A 25,135-nucleotide genomic window follows, 5' to 3' on the forward strand; every position below is an offset into this window, starting at 1 on the left:
CAATGCGGCCTTTCTTTTTTTGCATACGGGAAAGGATGTCATTTGAAGAGGTTCTTGAGGCCCTCCACCCCCTTGTTCAGGCCCGACCCGACGCCTTTTATGACTTCCTGCACTGCCTGACCGCCACGCAAACCCAAATCACGCAGGACCTTTTCCATATCAGGACTGATGGTCGGCTGGCGAACTGGGCCGCTGATCCGCACCGGGACGCTTTTCAAGCCCAGCGAACCTTCGTCAAAGTTACCCTCGCTGCCCGCAAGTTCGATGAGAAGTCTGAAATCCAGTACCTCTCGAACCAGATCCGTCTGTCCGTTGCCGGTGACACGAAATCGTGGTGCGAGCAGGAAAAGATCGGATGTCGTCTCAACACCCCTGATGATGTTCCCGCTGGCTGAAAGAACGGAAAAAACCGTACGCGGGGGTTCCTGCGGTCCTGGAGGCAGACCTTTGACCTTGCGAATTCCATCGCGCAGCAGTTGCGAGACATTCACTCCGCTCAAGGCACCATCGGAGACCTTGAAATCCACTTTGCCCTTCAGATTGCGCCGCAAATCCAGCGTCGTATGCCCGGTCGTTTCGAGATCGGCGGTGCTCTCCATAGAGCCCGAAAGACTTTCCTTACCATGCAGGTCACGCAGCAATGGCCCGATCTGCAGGCCGGTGATGGAATGCGACCAAAAATAAGCCGGAGTCTGTCGGCGCACATCCAGGGCGCCCGAACCCTTCAAGCTACCGTCATAGAGGCTGGATTCGATCTGCGGCATGTCAAACAGCCCGTCCTTGGCTGTCAGGAGAATGCGCGCGCTTGATGCACTCAGATTGCTTACAGTTAATGAATCCACCGCCAATGCGGCACTCAGATTCAGTTTACGCATCATCGTTACAGGCAAAGCGATCCTTTCTTCCGAAGATTTGGAAGAAACCTCTCTGGCTGCGTCCTCGGAGTGGATGCGGTAGCGGTCCAGATTGAGTGTGTCGATATGCAGATCAAGATCGACGAGCTGATCTTGGCGACTTTGGACTGATACACGGCCCTTGAGCGATTGTCGGTCCAGCACAAGTCTCAAGTCCGTGGCCTCGAAAAGCCCACCACCAGCTGTCCACTTGCACGAAAATGCAGCCTCTTCCAGGGCGGCGGGGTCCGTAAAACTCGGAAGGGAAATTCCAAGACGAGCAAAGGCTTCCTTGGGGTTGAAACTCGCCACATCGAGACCACCAGCGCTCCCACCGCCACTGGAAGGCTGCGCTGAAAAACCGACATCAAGTCCCAGTCCCTGCATGCGAGCGTTGTCGATCCGGCCGTCCGTGGAGAAATAATCCGCCGAAAACGATATGATTTCGGGGCTTTTTGGCAGGCTGGTCCCGGACAAAACTGCCTTCATGACCAGATTCTCGGCAATGAGCTGGTCAAGTTCCAGAATCGCACTGGCGGTGAAATCAAGTTCTCCGGTGATCTCATTGCGGCGAGCCATGGCATGGGTATCCACCACAAACGGTTCGCCAAAAGCAAAATCCGAAACATCTAGACGGATTCCGCTGACTTCAAAACTCTCTCCACTTGACTGATCATCCCAAACAATCCGAGCATCGGATATTTGAAGTCCGTCAACAATGAGGCTCGCCAATACCGGTACGCGCTTATCCCTGGCCAAAACGGGAGCGCCTGGAGCGCTGGTTTCGGCCGATTCGGGGGTGGCAAGATCCATCCAGTTGCCCCGCCCGTTTTCATCGCGCGAAAGAAACAGGGACAGCCCATCAATATCTATGGCCAGGACCTCTAGCCTGGAAGCAAGAAGCGGCAGCAGGCGAGCCTTCAAGTGTGCCCCGCTCAGAGTCATGAAGGGTCCGCTGAACCCCTGACTATTCCCAAGTTCGAGATCACTGATGGATACCGACAGGTAGGGAAAGAATTTGAGACCCAGATCCCCGGAGATGAGCAATTCGCGTCCGGTGTTGTCACGCACTGCTTTTATGATCTGAGGCTTGAAATCATTGGGATCCACCGTCAGCAGCAGTATTCCTGCAAGAACCCCGCAAAGCAGAATCAAACCCAACAGAACTCGCACAAACCAAATACGAATATTCATCAAGACTTCCCCTTGCAAATTGTTCAAGCGATGAGTTGCCATGATCGCGGCTCACGACGAAAGCGGGTCGCTCACAAACACCATAGGCACAAAACTCAACGGAATAAAGGGAGTAAATATGTAGGAAGAGCAGGCGGGATAGAATCCGGGCTTGATTATAAAAAGGAAAAGCCGGCTTTTGGCCGGCTTTTCCACTCGTCAAACACAATAATCCGGGATGCTAGCTCCACTCGGGAGAAGTAAGGCGCGCGCCCGTGGAGGTCACCAACAGGCAGGAGTGACCCGGCATGGAAGACGTCAGTCGCAAAGCTTCACGGGGGGACATGAGACTGAGCGCGGTGGCCAGGCCGTCAGCCTGCATGACCGTGGGAGCCTGAACGCTTACGCTCCTGATATACTGCGGGGAGGCGCCCGTCTCGGGATTGATCAGGTGAGTCGATTTGCGGGAAGAATCATAGTAGACTTCATATCCGCCGGAAGTGGCCACCGCACCGGAACGCATTTCGATGACGGCAGGATAATCACCCTGCTTGTCTGGATCTTCGATGGCAATGCGCCACGGACGTCCGTCGCCCTTGGGCGAACCCTGGACTCGGATATCTCCTCCGGCATCAACCATAAAATGGTTCGCACCGACCGACTTCAGCATTTCCGCCGCACTGTCAGCTATGTATCCTTTGGCGATTCCATCAAGAGTCGCGCCCATTCCGGAAGTGGAGAACTTCAAATTCGATCCGGTCTGCCGCAACTGATTCGAATCAACCAGTTTCAATGCCTCTTGAAGTTCCTGCGCGTCAGGTCGCCCCTTGGTTCGTTCCATGAGGTTGACTACAGGTGCAACAGTCATGTCGAAACGTCCCCCGGATTGGCTGTGCAACGTGCGACCGTGTGCCATGACATCCAAGAGTTCCTGCGGAGAACCTGAAAGGCGTCCGTCAACATTAAGGGCGGACAAGGCGGTATTTGAATCAAATCGGCTCAAAATGCCGATCAAACGGTTCATTTCTTCGAAGGCGCGCCCGATGGCTTCCTGCCCCTGATTCTTGCTCGGCGTCATGACGGTCAAGCCGACAATGGTGCCCATTAGCATGCGCTTTTCGGTGGTTGTAACCAGCCCGCCGGCTGCCATGGCAGGAATCACGCGCAATGCAGGAGCCAGGGCTGCTCCTCCGGCGAGCACAGCCAGTTTTTTCAGAAAATCACGGCGGTCTTGAGTGTGGGTCCCATGCTTCATTGTTATGCTCCGATTCTGTGGCGTGGGTTAGGCGTTCAGGTCCGCGACATGTGATTCTTCAGGATAACGCGCGGGCTCGGTGTCGGGCGCAGCCGACATCAACTCGGGATTAAGGCAGCGCAAGATGTTACGAGGACATTTTTCCACACACACTTCCTCGCACGATGGTCCGTAGGCCAAGCAAGCCTTGTGATTGATGAAGATGCGCTCATCAACCAAGGAAATGCACTGGGCCGGACATTTCTTGATACAAGCACCGCAGCTGACACAACCGACTTCACAAACATCCTTAACGGCCTTGCCCTTGTCCTGGGATGAACAGAAAACCATCACTCGTGCGCGCCTGGGAATGAGTTCGAGAATCGAGTTGGGGCAGGTCCGCACGCAAGAGCCGCAACTGGTGCATTTATCCGGAGCGATATGGACCAGATCATTCTCGATCCACATTGCGTCAAAGGGGCATGCACGAACGCAGTCCCCAAAACCGAGACAGGAATACTTGCAGGCGTCAGGGCCATCCTGGACAAGCTTCGCGGCGGCACAACTCTCTATGCCAAAGTAATTAAACTTCTTGGCGACATTGCCTTCGACTTTGATGCAGCGCCGGAAAGCAACCTCGGGATCGGAATCACCTGCAGCCTTGCCAGTGAGTTCCGCCACCTTCGTGGACACATCGGGACCACCGGCGCAACACTTGTTGGGTGGCATGTCAGGGTCATTGATGACCGCGGCAGCGTAAGCTTCGCAACCTGCGAATCCGCAACCGCCACAGTTGGCGCCGGGCAGAGCCTCAGTGACAACCTCGATGCGCGGGTCCTCTTCGACGTACAACACTTTTGACGCAATGGCCAAAATACCAGCCGACGCGAACCCCAAGCTGAAAAGTGTCAAAACGGATACAGTAATCATAAAGAAATCTCCACCTTAGGCTATCATACCCTTGAACGCCATGAATGCCAGCGACATGAGCCCGGCCATGACCAGACCGATGGGAACCCCACGCATTGCCCGAGGAATGCGCGTGACCTCGAAACGCTCGCGAATACCCGCCAGCAAGACAAGAGCGAGCATGAAGCCTGCTCCAGCCGCAACGGCATAGAGTATTGAGGTTACTAAATCATATTCTTTACGCTGCACCAGGATGGCGACACCCAAAACCGCGCAGTTGGTAGTGATGAGAGGCAGGAATATACCCAGAGCTTTGTACAAAGGTGGAACCATTTTCTTGAGAAACATTTCGACAAACTGAACAAGAGCTGCAATAACTAAAATGAAGACAATGGTCTGCAGATATCCCATATTGAACGGATGCAGAACATATTTCTGGATCAAAAAAGTAAACAGCGTTGCCATTATGGTCACAAAAATGACCGCAGCACCCATTCCGATGGAGACGCTCTTCTCTTTGGAACAACCGAGATAAGGACAGTTACCCAGGTATTGTGCCAATACGATGTTGTTTACGAAAATAGCCGAGATGAAAAGCAGAAAAGTATCCATAGCCGTCGCTCCCTATTTTAGCCCTTGGCTGCTTCAAGCCGTTCCAGCTTTTTTTGGTTGACGATTTTTTCCAGGCCCTTGCAGGCAGCGCACCCGGAACAACCAGCATCAAAATTGGGATCCAGTTCAACGCCTTTGCGCTTGGCCTGCCAAACATTGAGATGATTCATTCCGGCCAGAATCAGCCCGAGGCAAACGAAAGCGCCCGGAGCTTGAACCATGAACGTGAAGGGCTGAAAATCCGGTCCGAAAAGCGACATGCCGAACAATGTGCCCGAACCGAAAATTTCACGAAGACTACCAAGAAAAGTGAGTGACAGCGTGAAGCCAATCCCCATGCCAAGCCCGTCAGCCAAAGCGAGGAGAGGAGGATTTTTTGCTGCAAAAGCCTCGGCGCGACCGAGAATGATGCAGTTTACGACAATAAGAGGAACAAAGATGCCCAACTGCTGATAAAGCGGATAGGCGAATGCCTGCATAAGCATTTCAACAGTGACGACCAGAGATGCCGCGATGGCAATGAAGCAAACAATGCGGACTTTCTTAGGAATAATATTTCGCACAAGCGAAATGATGACGTTTGAAAGCGAAAGGACAAAAATAACCGCAGCCCCCATGCCCAACCCGTTATTGGCAGTGGTCGTCACTGCAAGGACAGGACAGAGGCCCAGCACCAGGCGGAACGGTGGAAGTTCATTCCAGAGTCCTTTGGTGAATTCTTTCATCAAACTGGCCATGAAAAATCTCCTTGGGATGATTAACCGCCGGTTACCAGGTGGTCTTGATCGTATCCTTGAGGGCTGCATACCAACTTGCAGCCTGCTTCACCGCGTCAGCGGCGCCAATGGATGAAAACGTCGCGCCGGAAATAGCATCAATATCGCCACCATCCTTTTTCAGCATGGCTTTTGCGGGATCCTTGGCCTTGAACTGCTTTGTAAAGGCTGGCTCCTGAATACGCGAACCAAGCCCCGGCGTTTCCTTATGGGTTGTCACGCTGATCCCGACGAGATTATCCGCTGCAACGTCAAATCCAACGATCACGTTCACGTCGCCGCCATAACCTTTCCCGGCCGCTTCCATGGCAACGGCCTGTAATTTGCCACCCTTCAGGGAGGGGAAGACGATAATGGTTTCGTTTTCATTCCCCGGCATGGGCAATTTCTTGCGATCGGCAATGGGATCATTGTCGCCCTGCAAGAAAATCTCCCTCAAAGCCGGGCCCTGGACATTGGTCAGAACCTGTTCCTCGATGATGGGAGTAGTCCAGACCTTGAGCCCGGACAGGACGAAACCCGCAAGACCGGTGATGGCGGAAAGCACAACCACCATTCGTACAATTTCCATCATACCGTGCTACCTCCCGCCGAAGGGCTTGGGTTGGATAAGATCAAAAAGCGGCGTGCAGAGATTTGCCAGCAGAATCGCAAAGGGGACGCCATCTGGATAGATGCCATACGTACGGATGATGATCACCATCACGCCGCCAAAAAAACCAAACAACAACATGGGCAAGCGCCACGTAGGGGAGGAAGACGGATAAGGCATCAGGAAAAATGCCGCCAGCAGAGTGCTTCCGGAAAGCAGGTGAAAGATCGGAGACGCGTAAAGCTGGGGATCGATGAAATTGTAAACAAAACCAGCCACCAGCACTCCGGCCAAGAAGGACACCGGAATGAACCAACGCACCAGCCCCCTGGACATAAGGTAGGCTCCTCCGATGATGATCATCAGAGTCTGGGATGCACCCAGGGCCCCGAGATTCTCTCCCAGCAGAAGGCTCATGGGAGTGATCGAGGAGATGGCGTCAAGGCCGAAGTACTTGAGTTCGCTCAATGGTTCGACGAGGTCCCACTTGAGTAGCATCCCGTTCAGGTCAACGAGATCCGGCCAGGAGATGGCCATCACGGCCCAGCCCAGAGCGGGAGCGCAGATCGGACTGCCGCCATAGCCGCCAAAAACCATGCGCCCAAGGATGATCATGAACGCGGTCCCGAGGATGACCAACCACGCAGGGGCTGTGGCCGGAAGCAAGAAGGCAAAGAGCAGGCCATCCACCAGTGCGCTGAAATCATCAGAGGTCGGCGCCTGCTTCATGAGCTTTTGCACGACAGCTTCCGTGACCACGGCGGTGAACCCGGCCCAAGCCATGACCACCACCGCATCGTAACCGTAACGGTACACCGCCATCGCCACCACCGGCAAAATTGCCAGCAGCGTATGGAGCATGTTTTTTTGTAGTGTTGATCCGCAATGCCACAGCGGAGCCGAAGCTACGGAATACATTTTCTTTGAAATATCCTGGCTTGCCATGTGTTTTTATCCTTCCTTGTTCATGACTGATTGAAACGACGCGGGAAGCATCAGTCCTGCAATCTGCATGTAGACACTGCTTCGTCCTGAGCTGCCAGCTGCTTCTTGGCAAGAAGCAGATACTGCATCACAGGACGACTGGCCGGACACACGAAAGTACACATGCCACATTCAAAACAGGCTCCGACATGCTGTGATTGAGTACTTTCAAACATATTGAATTCGGCATACCGGGAGAGCATTCCGGGATGAATCCGGGCTGGGCAGACCAGAACACACTCGCCGCAATTGATGCAGGGATTGGGCTGCACCGGAGGATAGAGCCCATCCGGAACCAGGGTCACGGCGGTGCAGGTCGGTGCGATGCCTACGCCAAGATCACTCAAGGCAACACCGCGCATGGGGCCGTTCAAGGCCAGCTTCCAGCCCATTCCGTACGCCACTCCTGTCACATCGAGAAGGTCCTGCACCGTCATGCCTGCGGGCACTCGATAAACCTTCTCGCCAACACTGACGACAGCCTCCATGAGAGGTAACTTGGTCGTGGCCACAAGGCCGATCCTGTAGAGGGTCGAGATGGAAATGACATCGACATTGTCGGGTCTTTCAGCCCCGGTAGCAGCGTACACGACAAGCGGATCGATCGTGGCTGGATAGACGTCACTGGCGTTTACGGTGGTGCAACCGTGAAGGGAGAGCTGTTTGCCGTTGGCAACGACCAGTTTCACGACTCCGGGCTTGATGGCCCGCTCCAGAACCTGCAGGCCTGCTTTCAGAACATCCTGGGCATCCTTGATGAGCTGCTCGCTGACCAGCACCCCGGGTTCGGGATTGAGGCCGTTTATGATCAGGGTTCGCGACGAGTGAAACCTGCTCGTATCCACACCCAACTCCAGCATCTTGCGGCACAGGTCCTCGTTTTCGAGCGAGTCCAGTTCGTTGCAGAGTTCCGGTCGCGGGGGGGACACTGGCTCTTCCCCTTCCTTGGAGGCGGGGATAGGTCCTATGACGATGGCATCGGGCAGAATGTCCTCAACGACACCATCGATGGATGAATGTACAAAGCCGATTCCATAAGCACCCTTGGTGGGATTTTCCGCGATGACCTGACCGCGCCCCAAAATCTGCTTCTTCTTTACAACGGGTTTGTGTTTACTCTCAATGGGAATCCGAACCCGCAAGGGGGTCGGCACTTCCTGCAGAGTGTCCTTGATCTCAACCGAGGTGTTCAGGCGTAATTTCATCATGATGGTCTTACCTGGTATGACAGCGGGTACACGATTTTTCGCCAAAAGGTCCTTTCCCAGCCTCTTCGTGACACGTCATGCACTGATCATGAAACGAGTCCATGCGAAGGGGTAAAGGCGTGGCGTCAGTATCGAAATGGCAGGAATTGCAGGACGGCTGCGGACTTCCGGTCTTGCCGGGAAGCAATTCGTGACATTCGTTACAACCTTCCAATTTCTTCTCATACATCTCGGCATGACAGCTCTCGCACTTGGCGTGAACGGCATCGCGCAGGGCGGGCGTATCACCATCGGCTTTGTCGCCATGACACTGGTTGCACGCACCCGGTTCCGCCTCGATGTCCGTGTCGTGGTGACAGTCGGTGCAGCTCGAAGCGTACTGCTCAGCATGGTCGGCATGGCTGTAGGCAAGCTTGCCCAATTCGGCGTGATGACAACGCGCACAGGCCTCCTCCGGCAATGCGGTCTGGTGATCCGAGGAGAACTTCGCATCAAATTCCGTCGCATGACATGAGCCACACGGCAGTGGGGTCAAACCTGGGTTTTCACTCTCGTGATGGCACTTGGCACAGTCGCCGCCATCTTTTTCAACATACTGCACGTGACGAGAATGGGTGAAGACTACATCGCCGCCCTTGTTGTCCAACCGAAGACGAACTGGCAGCTCTTCCGATGGGGCTGGTGCAAACTGACCACCGAGGGCCAGAAGCGCCAACATACCGCAGACAATGGTGATGGGTACGTAACGTTTTTTCAAGACAGTGTCCTTGTGCTCCGGTTTGACGCAACTAAAGACAGGATGCTTCACTCAAGCATCCATCTCCCACAAAATAATAACGCAAGGCAGCTTTTTCCCGCCAAAAAGCCTGCTTAACCGGAACGCCTATTCAATTATCGATTTTTTGTAAACATAAATCTGAAATGATTTTTAAACTCAACTGTTTTGCTTAGAATATCCCCGAAATACGCCGTTCCCCGAGCATCGCTAAAGTCGTCGAAAATGACGTCTGGACCTCTTCATTTTTTCTCGACATGATTAAAGGCTGCTGTCACGCATCTGGCGGCGTGCATCTCGTCCAACCAACATCCGGGCACTAAAGTGGCCGGATCCAATTTTTGCGAATACGGTGCCATATGTTTATCGCTTTTCTCGCCCTTTGCCTCGGGCTGGCCGTACTTGTCTGGAGCGCGGACCATTTCATCGACGGCGCGGCCAGTGTCGCGCGACATTTTTCCATGCCGCCGCTGCTCATCGGCATGATCGTTGTCGGCTTCGGGACTTCAGCACCGGAGATGGTCGTCTCCGCGCTGGCCGCCCTGAACGGAACTCCAGGCATAGCCTTGGGCAACGCTTTTGGTTCGAACATAACAAATATTGCACTCATCCTCGGTTTCACAGCCCTGCTCAAACCCATCGAGATTCACTCCCAGGTTCTGCGCAAGGAACTGCCCTTGCTCACCGCGATGACCGCAGTGACGGCATACCTCATCCATGAAGGGGCAATTTCCCGGGCTGACGCGATGATCATGCTGGCTTTTTTTGCCGCGGTCATGTTCTGGACCGTGCGTCAGGGCATGCAGACCCAGCCCGACGCCTTCGGCGACGAGATGGGAGAGGAATTGTGCGCAAAGTGCATGCCGCTGGGCCGCGCCTACTTCTGGCTGGTCGCGGGTCTTGTGCTGCTCATCTCCAGCTCCCGCCTTCTGGTGTGGGGCGCGGTGGAGATCGCCCACGCCCTCGGCGTGAGTGATCTTGTCATAGGCCTGACCATCATAGCGCTTGGCACCTCCCTGCCGGAACTGGCGTCCTCGATCATTGCCAGCCGCAAGGGGGAACACGACATCGCCCTCGGCAATGTCCTGGGATCCAATATTTTCAACACCCTGGCCGTAGTGGGCATTGCCGGGGTCATCCGCCCCATGGATGTCGAACCGGAAGTCATCTCGCGCGATCTGCCGGTAATGACTGCCCTGACCCTGTCCCTTTTCATCATCGGTTTCAGATTCAAGCGTCCCGGCCGTATCAACCGCTATGCAGGCGTGGCCCTGCTGACTTGCTACTTCGGCTATACAGCCTTTCTGCTCAAAGCGACCCTGTTCCCTTGATGAGCAACGCAGAGAGGCCCGCAAGCTTTCGCTTGCGGGCCTCTTGTCAGTCATATTTCAAAGTTCACTTCGCTTCGTGAAGATCCGCGCCTATCTCCTGCAACATCAGGCGGATGGCCGCGAGCTTGTCACGATGTTTCCCGTCCAGGCGCTGGTCCAGATCCTCGGTGGCATGAGCCATGGCCTTGACCTGGTTCTCCATGGTCATGAGGGATGTCCGCCTCGGGAGCGTGCCAAGTTCAGTCACCTTGCTATCCAGCGTGGCATGCCGGGCATCGAGTTCCAGCACGGCGCTGTTCAGTGACTTGAGTTCGTCGATCTCCCTGCCAAGCCCGGTCACGTTCTGGTGCAGGGCGTAAAAAAAGACGAAAAGAAGCAGGATGGTGCAGGCGGCAAGGCCTGCGGCCAAGCGATCCTTTCCAAATACGTCTTTTGATTCCATGGTACCTCCCCGAGCAGCAATCACCGCTCAATCTGCCCTTCTCGATCAGCTGGAAATAGCCGAAAAAGGAGTCACGCTCAATATCAGTTGATAAGGGCCTGCAAGGGTGCCGGAATGCCTCCGCCACGATTGATGAATCCTGCGGAAACACCGTTGCTGCGCACGGGCATGATTTCGGCCTCGCCAAGCAGGCCGCCGAAATGAACCCGGTCGCCCGCCTTTTTGCCGGGAACGGGAATGAGGCGACACGCCGTGGTCTTCTTGTTGATCATGCCGATGGCCATTTCGTCGGCTATGATCGCGGACAGGGTTTCGGCCGTGGTATCGCCCGGCAAGGCCACCATGTCGAGGCCCACGGAACACACCGCTGTCATGGCTTCCAGCTTTTCAAGGCAAAGATGCCCGGCTGAGGCTGCGGCCGCAATGTTCAAATCCTCGCTGACGGGGATGAAGGCGCCGCTCAAACCGCCCACGCGAGAACTGGCAAAGGCGCCGCCTTTCTTGACCGCGTCGTTGAGCATGGCCAGCGCTGCCGTGGACCCGGGCACGCCGATGGCGCCCAGACCCAGGGACTGGAATATTTCGCCCACGCTGTCGCCAACATTGGGGGTCGGGGCCAGAGACAGATCGACGATGCCGAACTCAACGGCCAGGATGCGGGCCACTTCGCGGCCGATGATCTCGCCCACGCGGGTGACCTTGTAGGCGGTGCGCTTGATCACGTCCGCCAACTCGCCCAGATGCGCCCCCGGATTGTCCTGCAAGGCGCGGTCGATGGCCTTCTTGACAACACCTGGTCCGCTGACACCGACGTTGATGACGGAACTGGCCTCGCCCACGCCCAGGTAGGCGCCGGCCATGAACGGCACGTCCTCCGGGATGTTTGCGAAGACGACGAGCTTGGCACAGCCAAGGCCGTCGCGGTCGGCCGTCCGCGCGGCGGCGGCCTTGATCGTCCGCCCCATGAGGGCAACTGCATCCATGTTGATGCCGGCACGAGTTGTAGCCACGTTGATGGACGAACACATACGGTGGGTCACATCCAGAGCCTCGGGAATGGCATCGATGAGCGCCAGATCGCCCTTGGCCATCCCTTTTTCGACGAGTGCGCCGAACCCGCCGATGAAATCGACATTGACGTCTTTGGCGGCCTGATCGAGCGTCCTGGCGACTTCGACCATGCCCCGGCTGTCAAAGGGAGCGGCGGCCACGGCGATGGGGCTGACCGAAATGCGCTTGTTGACCACAGGGATGCCGTAACGGTCTCCAACTTCGTCGCACACGGTGACCAGATCCCTGGCCAGGGTGGTAATCCGATTATATATGGTATCGGTAAATCTGGACAGGTCGTGGGAAGCGCAGTCGAGCAGGCTGATGCCTAGAGTGACTGTGCGTACGTCCAGATTCTCGTTCTTGATCATGGACAGGGTGGAAAGAACCTCGCGGTCGTTGAGCATGCCTGGTCTCCTAAACTCTGTGAATCGTTTCAAAAATGTCACGGTGCTGGACCGAGACGGCAAGGCCGAAGGGGGAGCAGGTTTCCTGCATGACCCGCCGCAGATGGCGATGCTCCACTCCTGCGGGGACATCGACCTCGAAGATCATGATCATCTCATCGACGCCGTCTTCCTGGGTGATGATGGCCCTGAAGTGAACCACGTTGCAGGCGAGCGAGGCGATGGCCCCGGTCACGGCGGCGATGGTGCCGGGCTTGTCCACGCCTCTGGTGGTTATGACAAAGGGCTGCGTCGCAGCAGGCTGAACCGATGCCAGCGCCGCCATGGGGCGCAGGTGGGCGCTGAGTTCCATGTCCTCGAGGGCGGCGTTCAGGCTGCTTCCGATTTCATCCAGCGGATGGTCGGACGGATTGAGAACGATGAAGATGGATGCAAACTCGGTTTGCAGGATGGTCTGGCTGACATCTTCGATGTTGCAGCCATGGGTGAAAAGGATGGTCGATATTTTTGCCAGGATGCCCGGCTTGTCTTTGCCGATGACCGACAGCACGAATTTATTCATTGATCCTCCAAATCTTGAGAAAGTCCTGGTCTATTGCTTGGGGCGTGGGCATGCGTCAAGACTTATCCCCACACCGCTCTGGTCAAACAAAAAGAGATAGGCTAGGTGGCTGGCACCTTAATACATCAACCCCACTGAGGAAAAAATGGCACAAATAGGAACCCCCCTCTCACCGTCATCGACCAAAGTGCTCCTGCTCGGTTCCGGCGAATTGGGCAAGGAAGTCGTCATGGAACTGCAGCGGCTCGGCGTGGAAGTCATCGCCGTGGATCGCTATGAAAATGCGCCAGCCATGCAGGTCGCGCATCGCAGCCACACTGTCTCGATGCTGGACGGCCCTGCTCTGCGCAGGATCATCGAGAATGAAAAACCCGATTACATCGTCCCCGAAATCGAAGCCATCGCCACCGACACCCTGGTGGAACTCGAAGCCGAAGGCTACACCGTCATCCCCACCGCCCGTGCGGCGAAGCTGACCATGAACCGTGAAGGCATTCGGCGACTGGCGGCCGAAGAGCTGGGCCTTCCGACCTCGCCCTACCGCTTTGCCGAAACCTACGAAGAGTACCTGGACGCGGTCCGGACCGTAGGCACCCCGTGCGTTGTGAAGCCCATCATGAGCTCCTCGGGCAAGGGCCAATCAGTGGTCAAGACCCCGGCCGATGCCGAGAGTTCCTGGAAATACGCCCAGGAAGGCGGCCGCACCGGCAAGGGCAAGGTCATCGTCGAAGGCTTTGTCGACTTCGACTACGAAATCACGCTTCTCACCGTGCGTCACGTCGGTGGCACATCGTTTTGCGCCCCCATAGGACATTTCCAGAAAGATGGGGACTACCAGCAATCCTGGCAACCGCAGCCCATGAGCGGGGCGGCCCTGGCCGAGGCCAGGCGCATGGCCGAGGCCGTGACCGAAGCTCTGGGCGGACGTGGGATCTTCGGCGTGGAACTGTTCATCAAAGGCGACACCGTCTATTTCAGCGAAGTCTCTCCACGCCCCCACGATACGGGACTGGTCACGCTCATTTCCCAGGATCTCTCGGAATTCGCCCTGCACGCCCGTGCCATCCTCGGGCTGCCCGTGCCGGTCATCCGCCAGCACGGCCCTGCTGCCTCCAGCGTCATCCTGGTGGAAGGCGATTCAAGACAGGTGCTGTTTGGAAACCTTGAAGCGGCCTTGAGCGAACCGGATACGGATTTACGCCTTTTCGGAAAGCCCGAAGTCAGCGGCAAGCGGCGCATGGGCGTGGCCCTGGCCCGTGACGAAAACCTGGAAAAAGCCTTGGAAAAGGCCAAAAAATCCGCGGCGGCAGTGACGATCCAGCTTTAGGCAATGGCACATGACCACAACAGAGTTTTTTGCATCTGCGGCCCTGGTCATGGCTGTTCGAAGACAAGATACGGCTTCGGGCTTTTTCCCATTTTTTCGGCCCTTGTCATCCGGGTTAGCTTGCACTAGAAATTCACGGTTCTGGCGATGTCCGCCATCACATTCTTACGGCTAGATTCCGTCATGCCTCGGTACATCCCTCGCAAACGGGTCGCCTCTCAGTCCGACAAGGAGACAACATGCTGAAAAAATTGACCTTGATTCTTTGTTTTGTACTTGCTTGCAGCACCGCTTACAGCGGCGAAAAAGAACATCGGGCACTGGCCGAAGAACTGATCAAGATCACCGACGGCGATACGGTCATGGAAAAGATGAAGGCCCAAGTGACCATGATCTTCCAGCAGATCGCGTCCCAGATGAACGTTCAGGAAGCCGACAAACCCAAGCTGGAAAAATATTCAGCTCGCTTTGACGCCATCCTGAAGGAAGACATGTCCTGGGAAAAGGTCAAACCCCAGTATCTGGATCTCTACACCTCCGTTTTTACCGAGGAAGAAATCAAAGGACTGGTCGACTTCTACAAATCCGATCTGGGCAAGAAGGTCACCACCAAGATGCCCGAACTCATGCAGCAGAGCATGACCGTGGCCCGCTCCTACATGCAGGGTGTAGTGCCCAAGCTCGAAGAATTGACCGAGGAAATGCGTGTGGATTTCGAAGGCGCGAAAACCGAGACCCCTGCTCCAGTGGCTCCGGCTCCCAAGCAATAGTCCCTTTCTCACAGCTCAGGCGGAAGGCTCCCCGGCATGCCGGTGGAGCCTTTTTTCATGCCTTCAGGACAAAAGAGCGCGGATTTCTCGCCGTGCGGCTTCCAGAAATCGTGGATATCTCTCCTTGACCGGCTCGGACAATTCCATGGACCAGTCGCTGATGGTCAGCGGTTCAATGCCGATGACAATCAGCTCCGGCTTGTTGCCCAGCAATTCGGCCATTTTCAGGGAATCGAGAAGATCGATGTCGTGAAGTGACAGGCGTTGCTGATAATTGTCACGCAGATTGTCTTCCGTGAAGCGATAGACAGTCCCTGGTTCCCGTCCGCCCTTGACGGTGTCCAGGACAATCACCCGTTCATATTCCTGAAAAATGTAAAAAATATCCTGCGTGAAAGTGGCTCCATCCATAAAATCGACCCTTTCCGAATCCCATTCCTCCTCCAGGGCAAGATCCTTGACCGCGTGCACGCCGGCGCCGTCGTCAGTCAGAAGCAGATTGCCCACTCCAAGAACCAAAAGTCGTTTCATGCAATATTCTCCAAATCCAGCGTTCTCGCGGCGATATTCAATATTATGAATTACTCCCGAACCCTAAAAAAAAGGGCCGGTTTCCCGGCCCTTCATGGTTCAATAGATCCGTATCAGTCAATGTTGACGATGTGTTCTTCACCGGTCTCAGCGTGCAGCACGTGCACGGCACAGCCCAGTCACGGGTCGTAGGAGCGCACTAGGCGCCCCACATTAACGGGATTCTTGATATCGGGAACCGGCACACCGATGAGGGCTTCCTCGACGGGACCGCGCTGGCCCATATCGTCCCGCGGGTTGCAGTTCCAAAGGGTCGCGGACACGATCTGGTAGTTGTCGATCTTCTTGTCTTTGATCTTGAGGTAATGCAGCAAAGCGCCGCGGGGTGCTTCCGTGAATCCAGTACCTTCTGCGGCATCCGGAATCTCGGACTTGACGTAGGTCTCTGCACCGGGCTGAACCTGCTTGAGCCACTTCTCAACGGCCACGGCGGTAAGCCAGGTTTCTTCAGCACGAGCCACGTGGCGGCCCATGATGGAGAAAGCCTTGTCACCCAGATCGCGGAAGTTCTTGGCTTCGATGCCGTAAAGTTCCTTGAGCAGTTTCTGTCCGATGGGGCTGAGTTCCGGATTCTGGACCCACATGCGGGCCAGAGGACCGACTTCGCAGGGCTTATCCTTGTAACGGGGGGCCTTGACGAAGCTGTACGCACCGGGTTTGTCCGGGTTGGGATTCGTTTCACCGGCGCTGTAGTGCAGGCCGCCGGGAGCGGAATGGTCAAAGAAGGAATGTCCGACATATTCCTTGATCAGCTTGGAGTCGAATTCCTCGTCCTTGCCGTCGATGTATACGCCGGGCTTGAGCAGGAAGGTCTTGTAATCATCGTCTTCGGGGAAAACGCCGAAGGCGATGACGTTCTTCCAGCCGATTCCGGTCTCGAACAGATCAGTATAAACAGAACCCAGAGTGTAGACCAGAGGCAGGTATTCCTCGATCACGAACTTCTGGACTTCCTTGAAGCGGGCTGCGTATTCGGCAACCTTGTCCGCTGTGGGAATTTCGGTTGCACCGCCCACTACCATGCCCTGAACATGAGGCATGCGACCGCCGAACATGGCGACCATTTCATGGCAGATGCGGCGGATTTCAAGCGCCTTCAGGTACTGATTCAAGCCGTAGGTGTTGGTTGCATCGGCCTTGGCCCCGTCCTTGATGCGATCCGTCAAAAGATCCGCATTGGCGTAACGGGGAACAAAGGGAGATACATCGGGACCCTTGACATAATCCAGGGCGGCCAGGTGATAGAAATGCAGAATGTGAGACTGCAGATAGTTGGCGCCGAAGATCAGGTTACGGGTAATGCGGCCGTTGGTGGTTACTTTGACGCCAAAGGCGTCGTCCTGAGCCATGACGGAAGCCGTGCAGTGCGCCGTGGGACACACGCCGCAGATACGCTGTACGATCTGGGAAGAATCCCTGGGATCGCGGCCGCGCAGAATCTGCTCGAACCCGCGGAACATTCCGCCGGAACACTTGGCATCGACGACCTTGCCGTCCTTAACTTCAACCTCAATCTTGAGATGACCTTCAACCCGGGTCAACGGATCAATGGAAATCTTAACTTTCCCGTCAGCTGCGGGAGTAGCTGCTTGTGACACGTGCCTTCTCCTTGATTATTCCGCTACATAGAAAGGAGACTTTCCGTCCGGAAAGTCCGGTTCCACACAGCCGATACACACGGCGTTCTCGACACACCAGTTGATGCCGTTGTTCCAGCGACGCTTGGCGCAATCGGCATAGGTGGACGGGCCCTTACAGCCAAGTTCGGCCTTGCAACCGGGCTTGGTGAAGGTTTCCGCGAATTCGGAGTTGTCGTATTTTTCAAGATACGGACAGGACTCGTGGATGTTGTCGCCAAAGAAGAGCAACGGACGTCCATCGTCATCCAGTTCGGGCAAGGGATGCTCGGTGGGATTGAGGACATGGCTCCAGGCGGCAACCAGCGTGCCGACCATCCAGTCCGGATGGGGCGGACATCCGGGCACGTTGACCAGCAGTTTTTCGATCTTTTCTTCGGCAAAGAAGTCACGCACGCTCTTGGAGCCGGTGACATTGCCTTCGGCGGCGGGAATGCCACCGTAAGCGGAACAAGTGCCTATGGCCACGGTGGCCAGAGACTTGGGTGCCAGATCCCGGATCAGTTCCATCATGGTGATTTCATGGTGATGCCCTTTGGCATCCAGAGTTTCACCGACAATGCAGTAGCGACCTTCCTTGGCTGTGGGGATGGCACCTTCCACCAGCAAGAAAAAGTTGCCGTTAAACTTTTCAGCAATTTCGTACATGTGCGCCAATGCCATCTCACCTTCACTTGCCATGACGGTTGGATGGAACTCAAGGCTGATCACATCCAGCAGAATCTCCTTGATTCTGGGATGGACTGCATTGAGCAGAGAAACGGAGCAACCAGTACAACCCTGTCCCTGTACCCATATGACCGGAGCTTTTTTGGCTCCTTCGGTCATGGCGTGCACGATGCCCGGATGATAAATCTGGGAAATTCCCAATCCGGCGACACCTGCGGAGCACAGTTTTACGAACTCACGTCTGCTAAGACTCATACCCTCCTCCTTCAAAAAGGTAATAGCGTGCAGAGACTTCGGCCTTTTTTTCACGAGCGATCAGATATCCTTAAATTTCTTGATATGTCAACGCACTTTGGATCGAAAATCATGATCAGGCTGATCTGTGCGTCTCGATTTGTGTAGAGCGACACTATGAAACTGCTTTGGCCAGAAGATACTCAATAAATGTTATTAATTTCATACTCGTGCTACTAAATGATACTATGACACGAAATCGCTTTCCTGAATGCTCCACGCACATGCCAATGATTCTTAAAAGACAATTTCCGGATTATTTTGATCAACAGACGCATCACATCATGAAAGAGTCGAGCAAGGCGAAATATCAGTCGCGGCGGGGAAAATAGGCATGAGTCGAATTGTGCTGCCATAAAAACTGGTGAATATGATACCCGTCGGAAAAAAAGGTCACCGATCCTAGAATGGGTTCGGGAGAATCAGGGCTCTTTCCGTAAACGTAGATAAACCGGTTGAACCGAAAAAGCGGACGCCTGAGGCCCATGGCTTCGGCGTGCAGGATCAGATGCCCGCTGCCCGCACGGTCATCCTCAATCCAGACCTTCCCGGCTTTGCCAAGGGAGTACTCTCCGATATAATTCTCCTCGACAAACTCCTCCGTGGCCACACCATGCATGAATCGCGCTTCCGCGCCATGCTTGAGGGCGTCCTGCCCCGACTCGTTGGCCAGCACAGTCACGCCCTCCCGGGGAACAATCCGTCCTATGGGCACTTCACTTTCAATCTCCTGCCGTGAAACGGGAACTGCATTGTGCGCACTTTCCGGGACAACCACTTCACTCACGCGAGATTCCGGTTTAACGGCGGGCGCCTTTTTTTTCGGCATGGTTTTCTCCGGGGCAGGATTTTTGACTTCGTGATCGGGGGAAACGGGCGTTGATGTCTTTATATCCGAGGGCGGGACCGGGCTTGCCGTCTCAGCCACAGGGGCCTGGACAGGAACAGGCGCCGCAACAGGTTCGATAGATGGGGGCAAAGGCGGCACGACAATATCCAAAAGAATGAGCCTGTCCTGAATCAGATCCTGCACAGGCCGGAGATCAGCCACCCAGCAACCCAGCGCATGCAAGAGCAGCGACAAAACAAAACACGCGAGCAACGCGTGTTTTGTGATTCCAAAAATATGTTCATTCAGCCCAAATCTGTGCTGATTGGTATCAGAAATATCCCTATCGAAGCCAAAAAATGCCGTAAAACTCGTCACGGAAGGAATCATGTTGTTCTTTCCTCCGACCCGTGATAATTTGAAATGGATATCAAAGCGTTCCACGGGAGGCGGATATGCTGAAGCTGGTTTTGACAATGCTCATCGTGTGCACGGCTACAGCCGATGCCACTCAGTTATTAAATATAAGCATCGTTCATAGCTATCACAAGGAGTACGCTTGGGAACAAAACTTGACCAGCGGCCTTTTGGACACCCTGCCAAAAAACGTAATCCTTGACCATTTCTACCTTGATACCAAACGCCTGCCGAAAACCCAACACGAAGAACAAACAAAAGCCGCATTGCTTCACCTGGCTCTGAAGCGCCCAGACCTGATCATCCTCTGCGACGACAACGCGGCCAGATATCTGGGTCCGCAACTCAAGAACGGACCCATTCCTGTCGTTTACGTCGGCCTCAACCGTAACCCCAGAGATTACGGTCTCTTTCCGGCAAACAACATGACCGGAATTCTTGAACGCCCGCTGCTCAAGCGTTCGCTGCACTCCATGTGTCGCTTGGTCAACACGGAAGACACCAAGGTACTCATTCTTTTCGACTCGGACTCAACATCAGACGCCGTCCTGCACGAGGCTTTCAAGGGCGAAACGTATTTCAATCTTGGTAAGGTTCGTGTTGAACTCAAGCAATTCGAACTGCTGGAACATTGGCAAAGTGCGTTGCTAAACGCCAAATCCGACGGCTTCGACACCGTGTATATCGGCCTCTACCATACCTTGCGCAACGGCCAGGGAGAGCATGTACCGGATGAAGAGGTCATAGCTTGGGCCAACGCTCATGCTCCAGTTCCTATTTTCGCTTTTTGGGATTTCGCTGTCGGACAGGGAAAGACCATTGGCGGGCATGTACTCAGCGGACGCGACCAGGGTCTGGCAGGCGGTATAATGGTCTCTGAAGTTCTGAGCGGAATCCCGCCTGCAAAAATCCCCCCCCGCTCCGCAAAAGAGGGTTCCTACCAGTTCAGCATTCATGAGTTGAAACGATTCGGCATCACGCTGCCGCAAAAAATCCGGGAACAGGCAATCCTGGTCCCGTGAACCATGGTCCCGCCGATACCAAGCACGCTTGCCCGAAAAGACCGCCTCGAAGCACTTCTTGACCCGGGGCAGGTCACTCATTACCAAGCTTTTCCATGAGCATAAAAAACGCAGACCAAAAAAAACAGCAGATTCTGGACCATGAATCGAAAATGGCCAATCAACTGGCCCTGCAGGTTCTTGAAAAGCCCAAGCCGCCCATCTGGATGATCTTTGTCCCGATATTTTTTGTCTTCTTCGTGCAGAAGATGAACCAGTACAAGAGCGGGCTCACGGAATTCGTGGACAACTACCTCAGATCACGGCGCTACGCCATGACGGCGGCCCTGGAAGCCGAAGAAACAGGAGGGCCGGCGAACGTGGCTGGACTTGTGGAAAAAGTGGGAAACATTCCGGAACAGGCAAAGCCTCTTTTCGCGGCATGGATGGAAGTTCTGGTCGACCACTACCGTCTGCTGCTGACCTCGCAGGGCAGCAATCATGCCGCACTGGTGCGTGCAGGATATCAAAACAAGACAAACTACCTTTTATTCTGCAATTGCCTGAACAAAGCTGAAAATGCATACAGCATGGCGCTTCTTCCTGAAATGGATGGAGATAATCAAGATCTGCATCACGTTATCCAAAAAATAGATATCTGCGTGACAAACATGCGTCGGCAGGATGCTGATACTATCTTCTCCTAAATACAGAAAAAGTACAAAAATCTCCAAAAACTATTATTTTACACTATCCAATAATTATTAACAATAAATCGGCAATACCACATGACAAACATGTTATTGCCGATTTCTAATTTTGAGACGAATCCTTTATTTCTTACATGTCAAATAATAATATTTACATTCAAGATACAAATGTAATGACCATGAAATATTTGACAGCTCGCAAATACCGCTCAATAAAAAATCAGAGATAGCCACTTTCGCGGCAAGATATTCGACCCTTTTTTGGAATTTTACGCATCATTAGGAGCAAAAGCCGATTTCTGTTGATTCGGGACAAAAACCAATCTAGCATCAATTACCTCCACCAACCTCTTTGCGTCTGGTTCAACGATCATCAAGACGGACGCGCGGGAGTTGACAGGACTGATGGATAGACAGCGAACGGATGAAAAAAAGCGGATTATCCTGGGGCAGGAAATCAAAATGGCCCGGCATCTGGCATTGATGGTTCTGGAAAAACCGGAACCGCCATTCTGGGCCAGCTTCATCCCCATGGTCTTCTTTTTTTATGCCCAAAAGCTGAGGCAGTATTCGTCCGGACTGGAGGAATTCGCCGAAAACTACCTTTTATCCCGAAGGGATGCCTTGGAAGCTGCTACTGTGGCCAAGATTACGAATACAGCAGTTGATGGCGCAAAACTCCTGAGTAAGGCCGGAGGCATGCCTGAGACCGCCAGGCCCATCTACCTGAAATGGATTACCCTGCTCACAAATCACTATCTGGTGCTGCTGAATTCCCACGGATCCTGCCACGAGGAATTGGTGCGCAGCGGATATGATGGCAAAGCCGCCTACCTGGCAAGCTGCGAAGACGTCATTGAAGAGGAACGGGCTTTCAATCTGGCGCTGCTGCCGGATGTAGCGGGGGATACTCAAGACATTATCGAGGTCGTCCAAAAAATGAACATGGCCATAGCCGAGTTGAACTACCAGGAAGCCGACATGATTTTCACCTCGGACGCGCAAAGCCTGTAGCCGGCACTCTACAAATTAAAGCATCTCGTGCATCTGAGTAAAAAAATCCGTGCGTTCGAAAGCCGGAGCATGCACTTTCTCCAGCCGGTCCAGGCTTGCAAGAAATGATTCCCACCCCTCGATTTCCTCAATTTTGTTTTTGTCGCAAAAAATCTTGAACCTCGTTCCTTTGGGGCATTTGGTCATATTTATCTCGAAACTATGTCCACCGGTGTACACAGTCCAATGTGCGGACCAACTGCTCCGGTCTCCTTCGGTCTTCTTGTATTTCTCAAAAAATGCCTCGAAGATCTCGATGATCCGATTCTCATCCATCTTTTACTCCTTTTGACCTTGCATGATTCCTTCAAGTTATCCTGTCCCAAGAGAAAGGCATTTTCCCAAGCCCGCCCCCAACCGGGGGCTTGCCCTTTGACCAGAACCGGGCGTATTGGTAGGACCAATTCCACTGGAGAAAAACTGTGTCAACATCCATACGGCAAAAAAGAACTTACGAAGAGATCACCACGCGCCTGCAGACAATGGTGCAAAACAACGATTTGAAACCAGGTGACCGCCTGCCGCCGGAACGCCAACTCGCGGTAATGTTTGGAGTGTCGCGCAATTCCGTGCGTGAGGCAATCAAAAGCCTGGAGCAGCATGGCATTTTGGTCAGCAAGCCGGGAGCCGGCACTTTCATCGCCGAAAACAGCCAGGCAAATCTGGCCAAGGCCATGGGAGACGCCTTCGCGCGGGAAAGGCACCGTCTGGACGATATCTTTGAACTGCGCATCCTGCTTGAACCTCAGATAGCTCATCTGGCCGCCCAGCGCATCACTGAGCGGGAACTTGAGGAGTTGCAGGATCTTATCATCGCCTACGCAAATAATATGCGGGACGGACTTCCCGTCTATTTCCATGACCAGGCATTCCATGACGCCATTGCAGCCGCCACAGGCAATCAGTCCATTACGATGCTCATGGAACAGATGCACGAACTGCTGCGTGAAAGCCGGGATGAGGCGCTGCAATCAACTGCACGCAGTGCCAAATCACTGGAAGATCATCAAAAAATCCTGGCAGCCTTGAGCATGCACGACCCGGAGCGCACCCGGAAAGCCATGACGGAGCACCTCATGCATACCAGGGAAATTGTTTTCACCTCAACAACGGGAGAATGAATAAATGAAGGAAATACGTAAAACAGCCCGCGATTTGATGACCGGTTTCTGCCGGGTTTGCCCTGTTTGCAACGGCAAGGCCTGTGCCGGAGAAGTTCCGGGCATGGGCGGACTCGGCACCGGTTCGGCCTTCATGACAAACGTGCAGGCCCTGGCCAAAGTCACTTTCAACATGCGTCTGGTGCATGAAATTACCGAACCTGACACCAGCACCAACATCCTTGGCCTTGATTTGTCCATGCCCGTGATGGCGGCTCCCATCGGCGGAGTTTCATTCAATATGGGGGGCAAGCGTACCGAAGAGGAATACATAAACGCCATCATTGACGGCAGCAGGCAGGCTGGCATCATCGGATGCACCGGAGACGGAGTGCCGCCCTTCATCCACGAATCGGGCCTGGCGGCCATATCGGTAGCCGGCGGGCACGGCATCCCCTTTATCAAGCCCTGGGAAGACGCAGAACTCTATGAAAAATTGGCCAAGGCCAAGGACAGTGGCGCCACTATAATAGGAATGGACATCGACGCGGCGGGTCTCATCACACTGCGCAAGATGGGACGTCCGGTCTCTCCCAAATCGGTGGACAAACTGCGGGAAATTATTGCCAGGGCGGGAGTGAAGTTCATCATCAAAGGCATCATGACCCCGCAAGACGCCTCACTGGCTTTGCAGGCAGGAGCCGATGCCATCGTCGTTTCCAACCATGGCGGACGAGTTCTCGATCATACTCCCGGGACGGCCGAAGTACTGCCGACCATTGCCGAGCAAATGAAGGGAAAACTGGGAATAATCGTGGACGGGGGGATACGCGCCGGGGCCGACGTGCTCAAGATGCTCGCGCTTGGGGCTGACGCGGTCATGGTCGGCAGACCTTTCAGCATCGCGGCCATGGGCGGTCTGACCGAAGGCGTTGTCGCCTACAGCGAAACACTTCGCACCGAGCTCATGCAGGCCATGGTCATGACCGGCACTGAATCAGTGGCGAAGATCTCTCCTGCGCTACTCTACCGCAAGGCCTGAAAAAAAGGGCCGGAAAACCGGCCCTATCCTCTATATTTCAGTCCGGTTTCGTAAACCGGCAATCCGCGCTCAGGGATTTCCTTGCTCCAGCAGACAGCCACCGGATAACGATCGAATTCGCCCATGGAGGACTCCGGAGAATAACCCTCCAGGGAAAGCTCAAGCTTGGCGCCCTGCTGAATGGGCGTACGGGTCTTGAGGCACAGCCCGCCATCGCTGTAGTTGATCAAACGGGCATACTGGGTCTTGTTCTGCCCCTCATAGACATAACGGACAGGCACCAGGCAATCTTTTCGAATATGCATGCGCTTGTTTTCAGACATTGAACCCCTCCTCGATTTTTGTCCCGATCCTCGTGAATCAGGAGTGAAACTCCTACATTTTAGACACATCTTTTTAATAGCCGATTCCGGCATAAGAGGCAAATATCCAAATCCGAAAAATTTCTTCAAAAAAAACTTGCCATTTGCAAACCCTCTCTATATTAACCGACTTCGCTTTCGGGGCAACTCAAAAGCAAATACGGCGAGGTAGCTCAGACGGTTAGAGCATGCGGCTCATATCCGCAGTGTCGGGGGTTCAATTCCCTCCCTCGCTACCATAAAAGACAAAGGATTCTAGCTTAATAGCCAGGATCCTTTTTTATTATCCCCACCTTTGTCCCCCATTTGTCCAGTAGCCTTCCCGTAAAACCGGACCTTCGCTCCACTCCCCACCAAAAAAAAACGCCCATCCCCAAAGGGACAG

The 25,135-nt window shown here is 54.4% G+C and carries 26 protein-coding genes and 1 tRNA gene; 9 read left to right on the forward strand and 18 right to left on the reverse strand.

Features of this window, described 5'->3' with window-relative positions; translation table 11 throughout:
• Positions 1–38 precede the first annotated feature (38 nt).
• The 9 genes from CVU60_02990 to CVU60_03030 form a co-directional block, all read right to left on the reverse strand.
• The gene (locus tag CVU60_02990; GenBank protein PKN43336.1) at positions 39–2,129 is read right to left on the reverse strand and encodes a hypothetical protein; all 2,091 of its coding nucleotides are present in this window, start codon (positions 2,127–2,129) and stop codon (positions 39–41) included.
• 178 nt (positions 2,130–2,307) lie between these two features.
• The gene (locus tag CVU60_02995; GenBank protein PKN43337.1) at positions 2,308–3,321 is read right to left on the reverse strand and encodes an FAD:protein FMN transferase; all 1,014 of its coding nucleotides are present in this window, start codon (positions 3,319–3,321) and stop codon (positions 2,308–2,310) included.
• A gap of 27 nt (positions 3,322–3,348) precedes the next feature.
• Positions 3,349–4,230, reverse strand: a complete 882-nt coding sequence (locus CVU60_03000) for a ferredoxin (protein ID PKN43338.1) — start codon at positions 4,228–4,230, stop codon at positions 3,349–3,351.
• A 15-nt stretch (positions 4,231–4,245) separates the two neighbouring features.
• Entirely contained in the window at positions 4,246–4,821 is a 576-nt protein-coding gene (locus CVU60_03005) for an electron transport complex subunit RsxA (GenBank protein ID PKN43339.1), read from the reverse strand.
• A gap of 17 nt (positions 4,822–4,838) precedes the next feature.
• Positions 4,839–5,558, reverse strand: coding sequence for an electron transport complex subunit RsxE (locus tag CVU60_03010; protein PKN43340.1), 720 nt, complete (start codon positions 5,556–5,558; stop codon positions 4,839–4,841).
• Positions 5,559–5,589: 31 nt separating this feature from the next.
• Entirely contained in the window at positions 5,590–6,171 is a 582-nt protein-coding gene (locus CVU60_03015) for an electron transporter RnfG (protein PKN43341.1), read from the reverse strand.
• Between the two features lie 6 nt (positions 6,172–6,177).
• Entirely contained in the window at positions 6,178–7,134 is a 957-nt protein-coding gene (locus CVU60_03020) for an electron transporter RnfD (protein PKN43342.1), read from the reverse strand.
• A 50-nt stretch (positions 7,135–7,184) separates the two neighbouring features.
• Positions 7,185–8,381, reverse strand: coding sequence for an NADH:quinone oxidoreductase subunit RnfC (locus CVU60_03025; protein ID PKN43343.1), 1,197 nt, complete (start codon positions 8,379–8,381; stop codon positions 7,185–7,187).
• A 7-nt stretch (positions 8,382–8,388) separates the two neighbouring features.
• Positions 8,389–9,189: a cytochrome C gene (locus CVU60_03030; GenBank protein ID PKN43344.1), complete on the reverse strand. Its 801-nt coding sequence runs from the start codon at positions 9,187–9,189 to the stop codon at positions 8,389–8,391.
• A 326-nt stretch (positions 9,190–9,515) separates the two neighbouring features.
• Here CVU60_03030 and CVU60_03035 point away from each other — a divergent pair, with 326 nt between their 5' ends.
• Positions 9,516–10,487 (forward strand): calcium/sodium antiporter, encoded by a 972-nt coding sequence (locus CVU60_03035; GenBank protein PKN43345.1) that lies wholly within the window; start codon positions 9,516–9,518, stop codon positions 10,485–10,487.
• A 64-nt stretch (positions 10,488–10,551) separates the two neighbouring features.
• On the opposite strand, the gene CVU60_03040 is transcribed toward CVU60_03035, so the two are convergent.
• The 3 genes from CVU60_03040 to CVU60_03050 form a co-directional block, all read right to left on the reverse strand.
• A complete protein-coding gene (locus tag CVU60_03040) occupies positions 10,552–10,929 on the reverse strand; it encodes a hypothetical protein (protein PKN43346.1) in 378 nt (125 codons plus the stop codon).
• Positions 10,930–11,012: 83 nt separating this feature from the next.
• The gene (locus CVU60_03045; GenBank protein PKN43347.1) at positions 11,013–12,386 is read right to left on the reverse strand and encodes a hypothetical protein; all 1,374 of its coding nucleotides are present in this window, start codon (positions 12,384–12,386) and stop codon (positions 11,013–11,015) included.
• A 10-nt stretch (positions 12,387–12,396) separates the two neighbouring features.
• On the reverse strand, positions 12,397–12,948 hold the full coding sequence (locus tag CVU60_03050; protein ID PKN43348.1) for an amino acid-binding protein: 552 nt from the start codon (positions 12,946–12,948) through the stop codon (positions 12,397–12,399).
• 145 nt (positions 12,949–13,093) lie between these two features.
• Between CVU60_03050 and purT the strand changes: the two genes are divergently transcribed.
• Both purT and CVU60_03060 read left to right on the forward strand, forming a co-directional pair.
• Complete coding sequence (purT, locus tag CVU60_03055; protein PKN43349.1) at positions 13,094–14,275, forward strand: phosphoribosylglycinamide formyltransferase 2; 1,182 nt, start codon at positions 13,094–13,096, stop codon at positions 14,273–14,275.
• Between the two features lie 239 nt (positions 14,276–14,514).
• Entirely contained in the window at positions 14,515–15,045 is a 531-nt protein-coding gene (locus tag CVU60_03060; GenBank protein ID PKN43350.1) for a hypothetical protein, read from the forward strand.
• A gap of 63 nt (positions 15,046–15,108) precedes the next feature.
• Here the strand turns inward: CVU60_03060 and CVU60_03065 are convergent, their stop codons facing one another.
• The 4 genes from CVU60_03065 to CVU60_03080 form a co-directional block, all read right to left on the reverse strand.
• The gene (locus CVU60_03065) at positions 15,109–15,576 is read right to left on the reverse strand and encodes a hydrogenase (protein ID PKN43351.1); all 468 of its coding nucleotides are present in this window, start codon (positions 15,574–15,576) and stop codon (positions 15,109–15,111) included.
• Between the two features lie 113 nt (positions 15,577–15,689).
• Entirely contained in the window at positions 15,690–17,234 is a 1,545-nt protein-coding gene (locus CVU60_03070; GenBank protein ID PKN43352.1) for a nickel-dependent hydrogenase large subunit, read from the reverse strand.
• 15 nt (positions 17,235–17,249) lie between these two features.
• The gene (locus CVU60_03075) at positions 17,250–18,197 is read right to left on the reverse strand and encodes an iron hydrogenase (GenBank protein PKN43353.1); all 948 of its coding nucleotides are present in this window, start codon (positions 18,195–18,197) and stop codon (positions 17,250–17,252) included.
• Positions 18,198–18,546: 349 nt separating this feature from the next.
• Positions 18,547–19,455 (reverse strand): hypothetical protein, encoded by a 909-nt coding sequence (locus tag CVU60_03080; protein PKN43354.1) that lies wholly within the window; start codon positions 19,453–19,455, stop codon positions 18,547–18,549.
• A 65-nt stretch (positions 19,456–19,520) separates the two neighbouring features.
• On the opposite strand from CVU60_03080, the gene CVU60_03085 reads away from it, so the two are divergent.
• The 3 genes from CVU60_03085 to CVU60_03095 all read left to right on the forward strand — a co-directional run bounded on the left by CVU60_03085 (position 19,521) and on the right by CVU60_03095 (position 22,207).
• Positions 19,521–20,504, forward strand: a complete 984-nt coding sequence (locus tag CVU60_03085) for a hypothetical protein (GenBank protein PKN43355.1) — start codon at positions 19,521–19,523, stop codon at positions 20,502–20,504.
• 95 nt (positions 20,505–20,599) lie between these two features.
• Positions 20,600–21,190 (forward strand): hypothetical protein, encoded by a 591-nt coding sequence (locus tag CVU60_03090; GenBank protein PKN43356.1) that lies wholly within the window; start codon positions 20,600–20,602, stop codon positions 21,188–21,190.
• 408 nt (positions 21,191–21,598) lie between these two features.
• Complete coding sequence (locus CVU60_03095; GenBank protein PKN43357.1) at positions 21,599–22,207, forward strand: hypothetical protein; 609 nt, start codon at positions 21,599–21,601, stop codon at positions 22,205–22,207.
• Between the two features lie 15 nt (positions 22,208–22,222).
• Here CVU60_03095 and CVU60_03100 read toward each other — a convergent pair whose 3' ends face one another.
• Positions 22,223–22,522 carry a hypothetical protein gene (locus CVU60_03100; protein ID PKN43358.1) on the reverse strand — a complete coding sequence of 100 codons (300 nt, stop codon included), beginning with the start codon at positions 22,520–22,522 and terminating at the stop codon, positions 22,223–22,225.
• Between the two features lie 146 nt (positions 22,523–22,668).
• Here CVU60_03100 and CVU60_03105 point away from each other — a divergent pair, with 146 nt between their 5' ends.
• Entirely contained in the window at positions 22,669–23,367 is a 699-nt protein-coding gene (locus tag CVU60_03105) for a FadR family transcriptional regulator (GenBank protein PKN43359.1), read from the forward strand.
• A gap of 4 nt (positions 23,368–23,371) precedes the next feature.
• The gene (locus CVU60_03110) at positions 23,372–24,388 is read left to right on the forward strand and encodes an alpha-hydroxy-acid oxidizing enzyme (GenBank protein ID PKN43360.1); all 1,017 of its coding nucleotides are present in this window, start codon (positions 23,372–23,374) and stop codon (positions 24,386–24,388) included.
• A gap of 23 nt (positions 24,389–24,411) precedes the next feature.
• Here CVU60_03110 and CVU60_03115 read toward each other — a convergent pair whose 3' ends face one another.
• Positions 24,412–24,840 carry a hypothetical protein gene (locus CVU60_03115; protein PKN43361.1) on the reverse strand — a complete coding sequence of 143 codons (429 nt, stop codon included), beginning with the start codon at positions 24,838–24,840 and terminating at the stop codon, positions 24,412–24,414.
• A gap of 72 nt (positions 24,841–24,912) precedes the next feature.
• Between CVU60_03115 and CVU60_03120 the strand changes: the two genes are divergently transcribed.
• Positions 24,913–24,989: transfer RNA gene (locus tag CVU60_03120), tRNA-Met, on the forward strand.
• Positions 24,990–25,135: the final 146 nt, after the last annotated feature.

It is taken from the genome of Deltaproteobacteria bacterium HGW-Deltaproteobacteria-18 (genome assembly GCA_002841885.1).
Lineage (GTDB): Bacteria > Desulfobacterota > Desulfovibrionia > Desulfovibrionales > Desulfomicrobiaceae > Desulfomicrobium.

Coding starts and splice junctions, on each gene's coding strand:
- CVU60_02995 (PKN43337.1), bottom strand. CDS start 3,321: ATGAAGCATGGGACCCACACTCAAGACCGCCGTGATTTTCTGAAAAAA.
- CVU60_03080 (PKN43354.1), bottom strand. CDS start 19,455: ATGATTCCTTCCGTGACGAGTTTTACGGCATTTTTTGGCTTCGATAGG.
- CVU60_03020 (PKN43342.1), bottom strand. CDS start 7,134: ATGGCAAGCCAGGATATTTCAAAGAAAATGTATTCCGTAGCTTCGGCT.
- CVU60_03095 (PKN43357.1), top strand. CDS start 21,599: ATGGATAGACAGCGAACGGATGAAAAAAAGCGGATTATCCTGGGGCAG.
- CVU60_03005 (PKN43339.1), bottom strand. CDS start 4,821: ATGGATACTTTTCTGCTTTTCATCTCGGCTATTTTCGTAAACAACATC.
- CVU60_03035 (PKN43345.1), top strand. CDS start 9,516: ATGTTTATCGCTTTTCTCGCCCTTTGCCTCGGGCTGGCCGTACTTGTC.
- CVU60_03045 (PKN43347.1), bottom strand. CDS start 12,386: ATGCTCAACGACCGCGAGGTTCTTTCCACCCTGTCCATGATCAAGAAC.
- CVU60_03100 (PKN43358.1), bottom strand. CDS start 22,522: ATGGATGAGAATCGGATCATCGAGATCTTCGAGGCATTTTTTGAGAAA.
- CVU60_03050 (PKN43348.1), bottom strand. CDS start 12,948: ATGAATAAATTCGTGCTGTCGGTCATCGGCAAAGACAAGCCGGGCATC.
- CVU60_03075 (PKN43353.1), bottom strand. CDS start 18,197: ATGAGTCTTAGCAGACGTGAGTTCGTAAAACTGTGCTCCGCAGGTGTC.
- CVU60_03015 (PKN43341.1), bottom strand. CDS start 6,171: ATGATGGAAATTGTACGAATGGTGGTTGTGCTTTCCGCCATCACCGGT.
- CVU60_03110 (PKN43360.1), top strand. CDS start 23,372: ATGAAGGAAATACGTAAAACAGCCCGCGATTTGATGACCGGTTTCTGC.
- CVU60_02990 (PKN43336.1), bottom strand. CDS start 2,129: ATGGCAACTCATCGCTTGAACAATTTGCAAGGGGAAGTCTTGATGAAT.
- CVU60_03060 (PKN43350.1), top strand. CDS start 14,515: ATGCTGAAAAAATTGACCTTGATTCTTTGTTTTGTACTTGCTTGCAGC.
- purT (PKN43349.1), top strand. CDS start 13,094: ATGGCACAAATAGGAACCCCCCTCTCACCGTCATCGACCAAAGTGCTC.
- CVU60_03010 (PKN43340.1), bottom strand. CDS start 5,558: ATGGCCAGTTTGATGAAAGAATTCACCAAAGGACTCTGGAATGAACTT.
- CVU60_03000 (PKN43338.1), bottom strand. CDS start 4,230: ATGATTACTGTATCCGTTTTGACACTTTTCAGCTTGGGGTTCGCGTCG.
- CVU60_03065 (PKN43351.1), bottom strand. CDS start 15,576: ATGAAACGACTTTTGGTTCTTGGAGTGGGCAATCTGCTTCTGACTGAC.
- CVU60_03040 (PKN43346.1), bottom strand. CDS start 10,929: ATGGAATCAAAAGACGTATTTGGAAAGGATCGCTTGGCCGCAGGCCTT.
- CVU60_03025 (PKN43343.1), bottom strand. CDS start 8,381: ATGATGAAATTACGCCTGAACACCTCGGTTGAGATCAAGGACACTCTG.
- CVU60_03085 (PKN43355.1), top strand. CDS start 19,521: ATGCTGAAGCTGGTTTTGACAATGCTCATCGTGTGCACGGCTACAGCC.
- CVU60_03090 (PKN43356.1), top strand. CDS start 20,600: ATGAGCATAAAAAACGCAGACCAAAAAAAACAGCAGATTCTGGACCAT.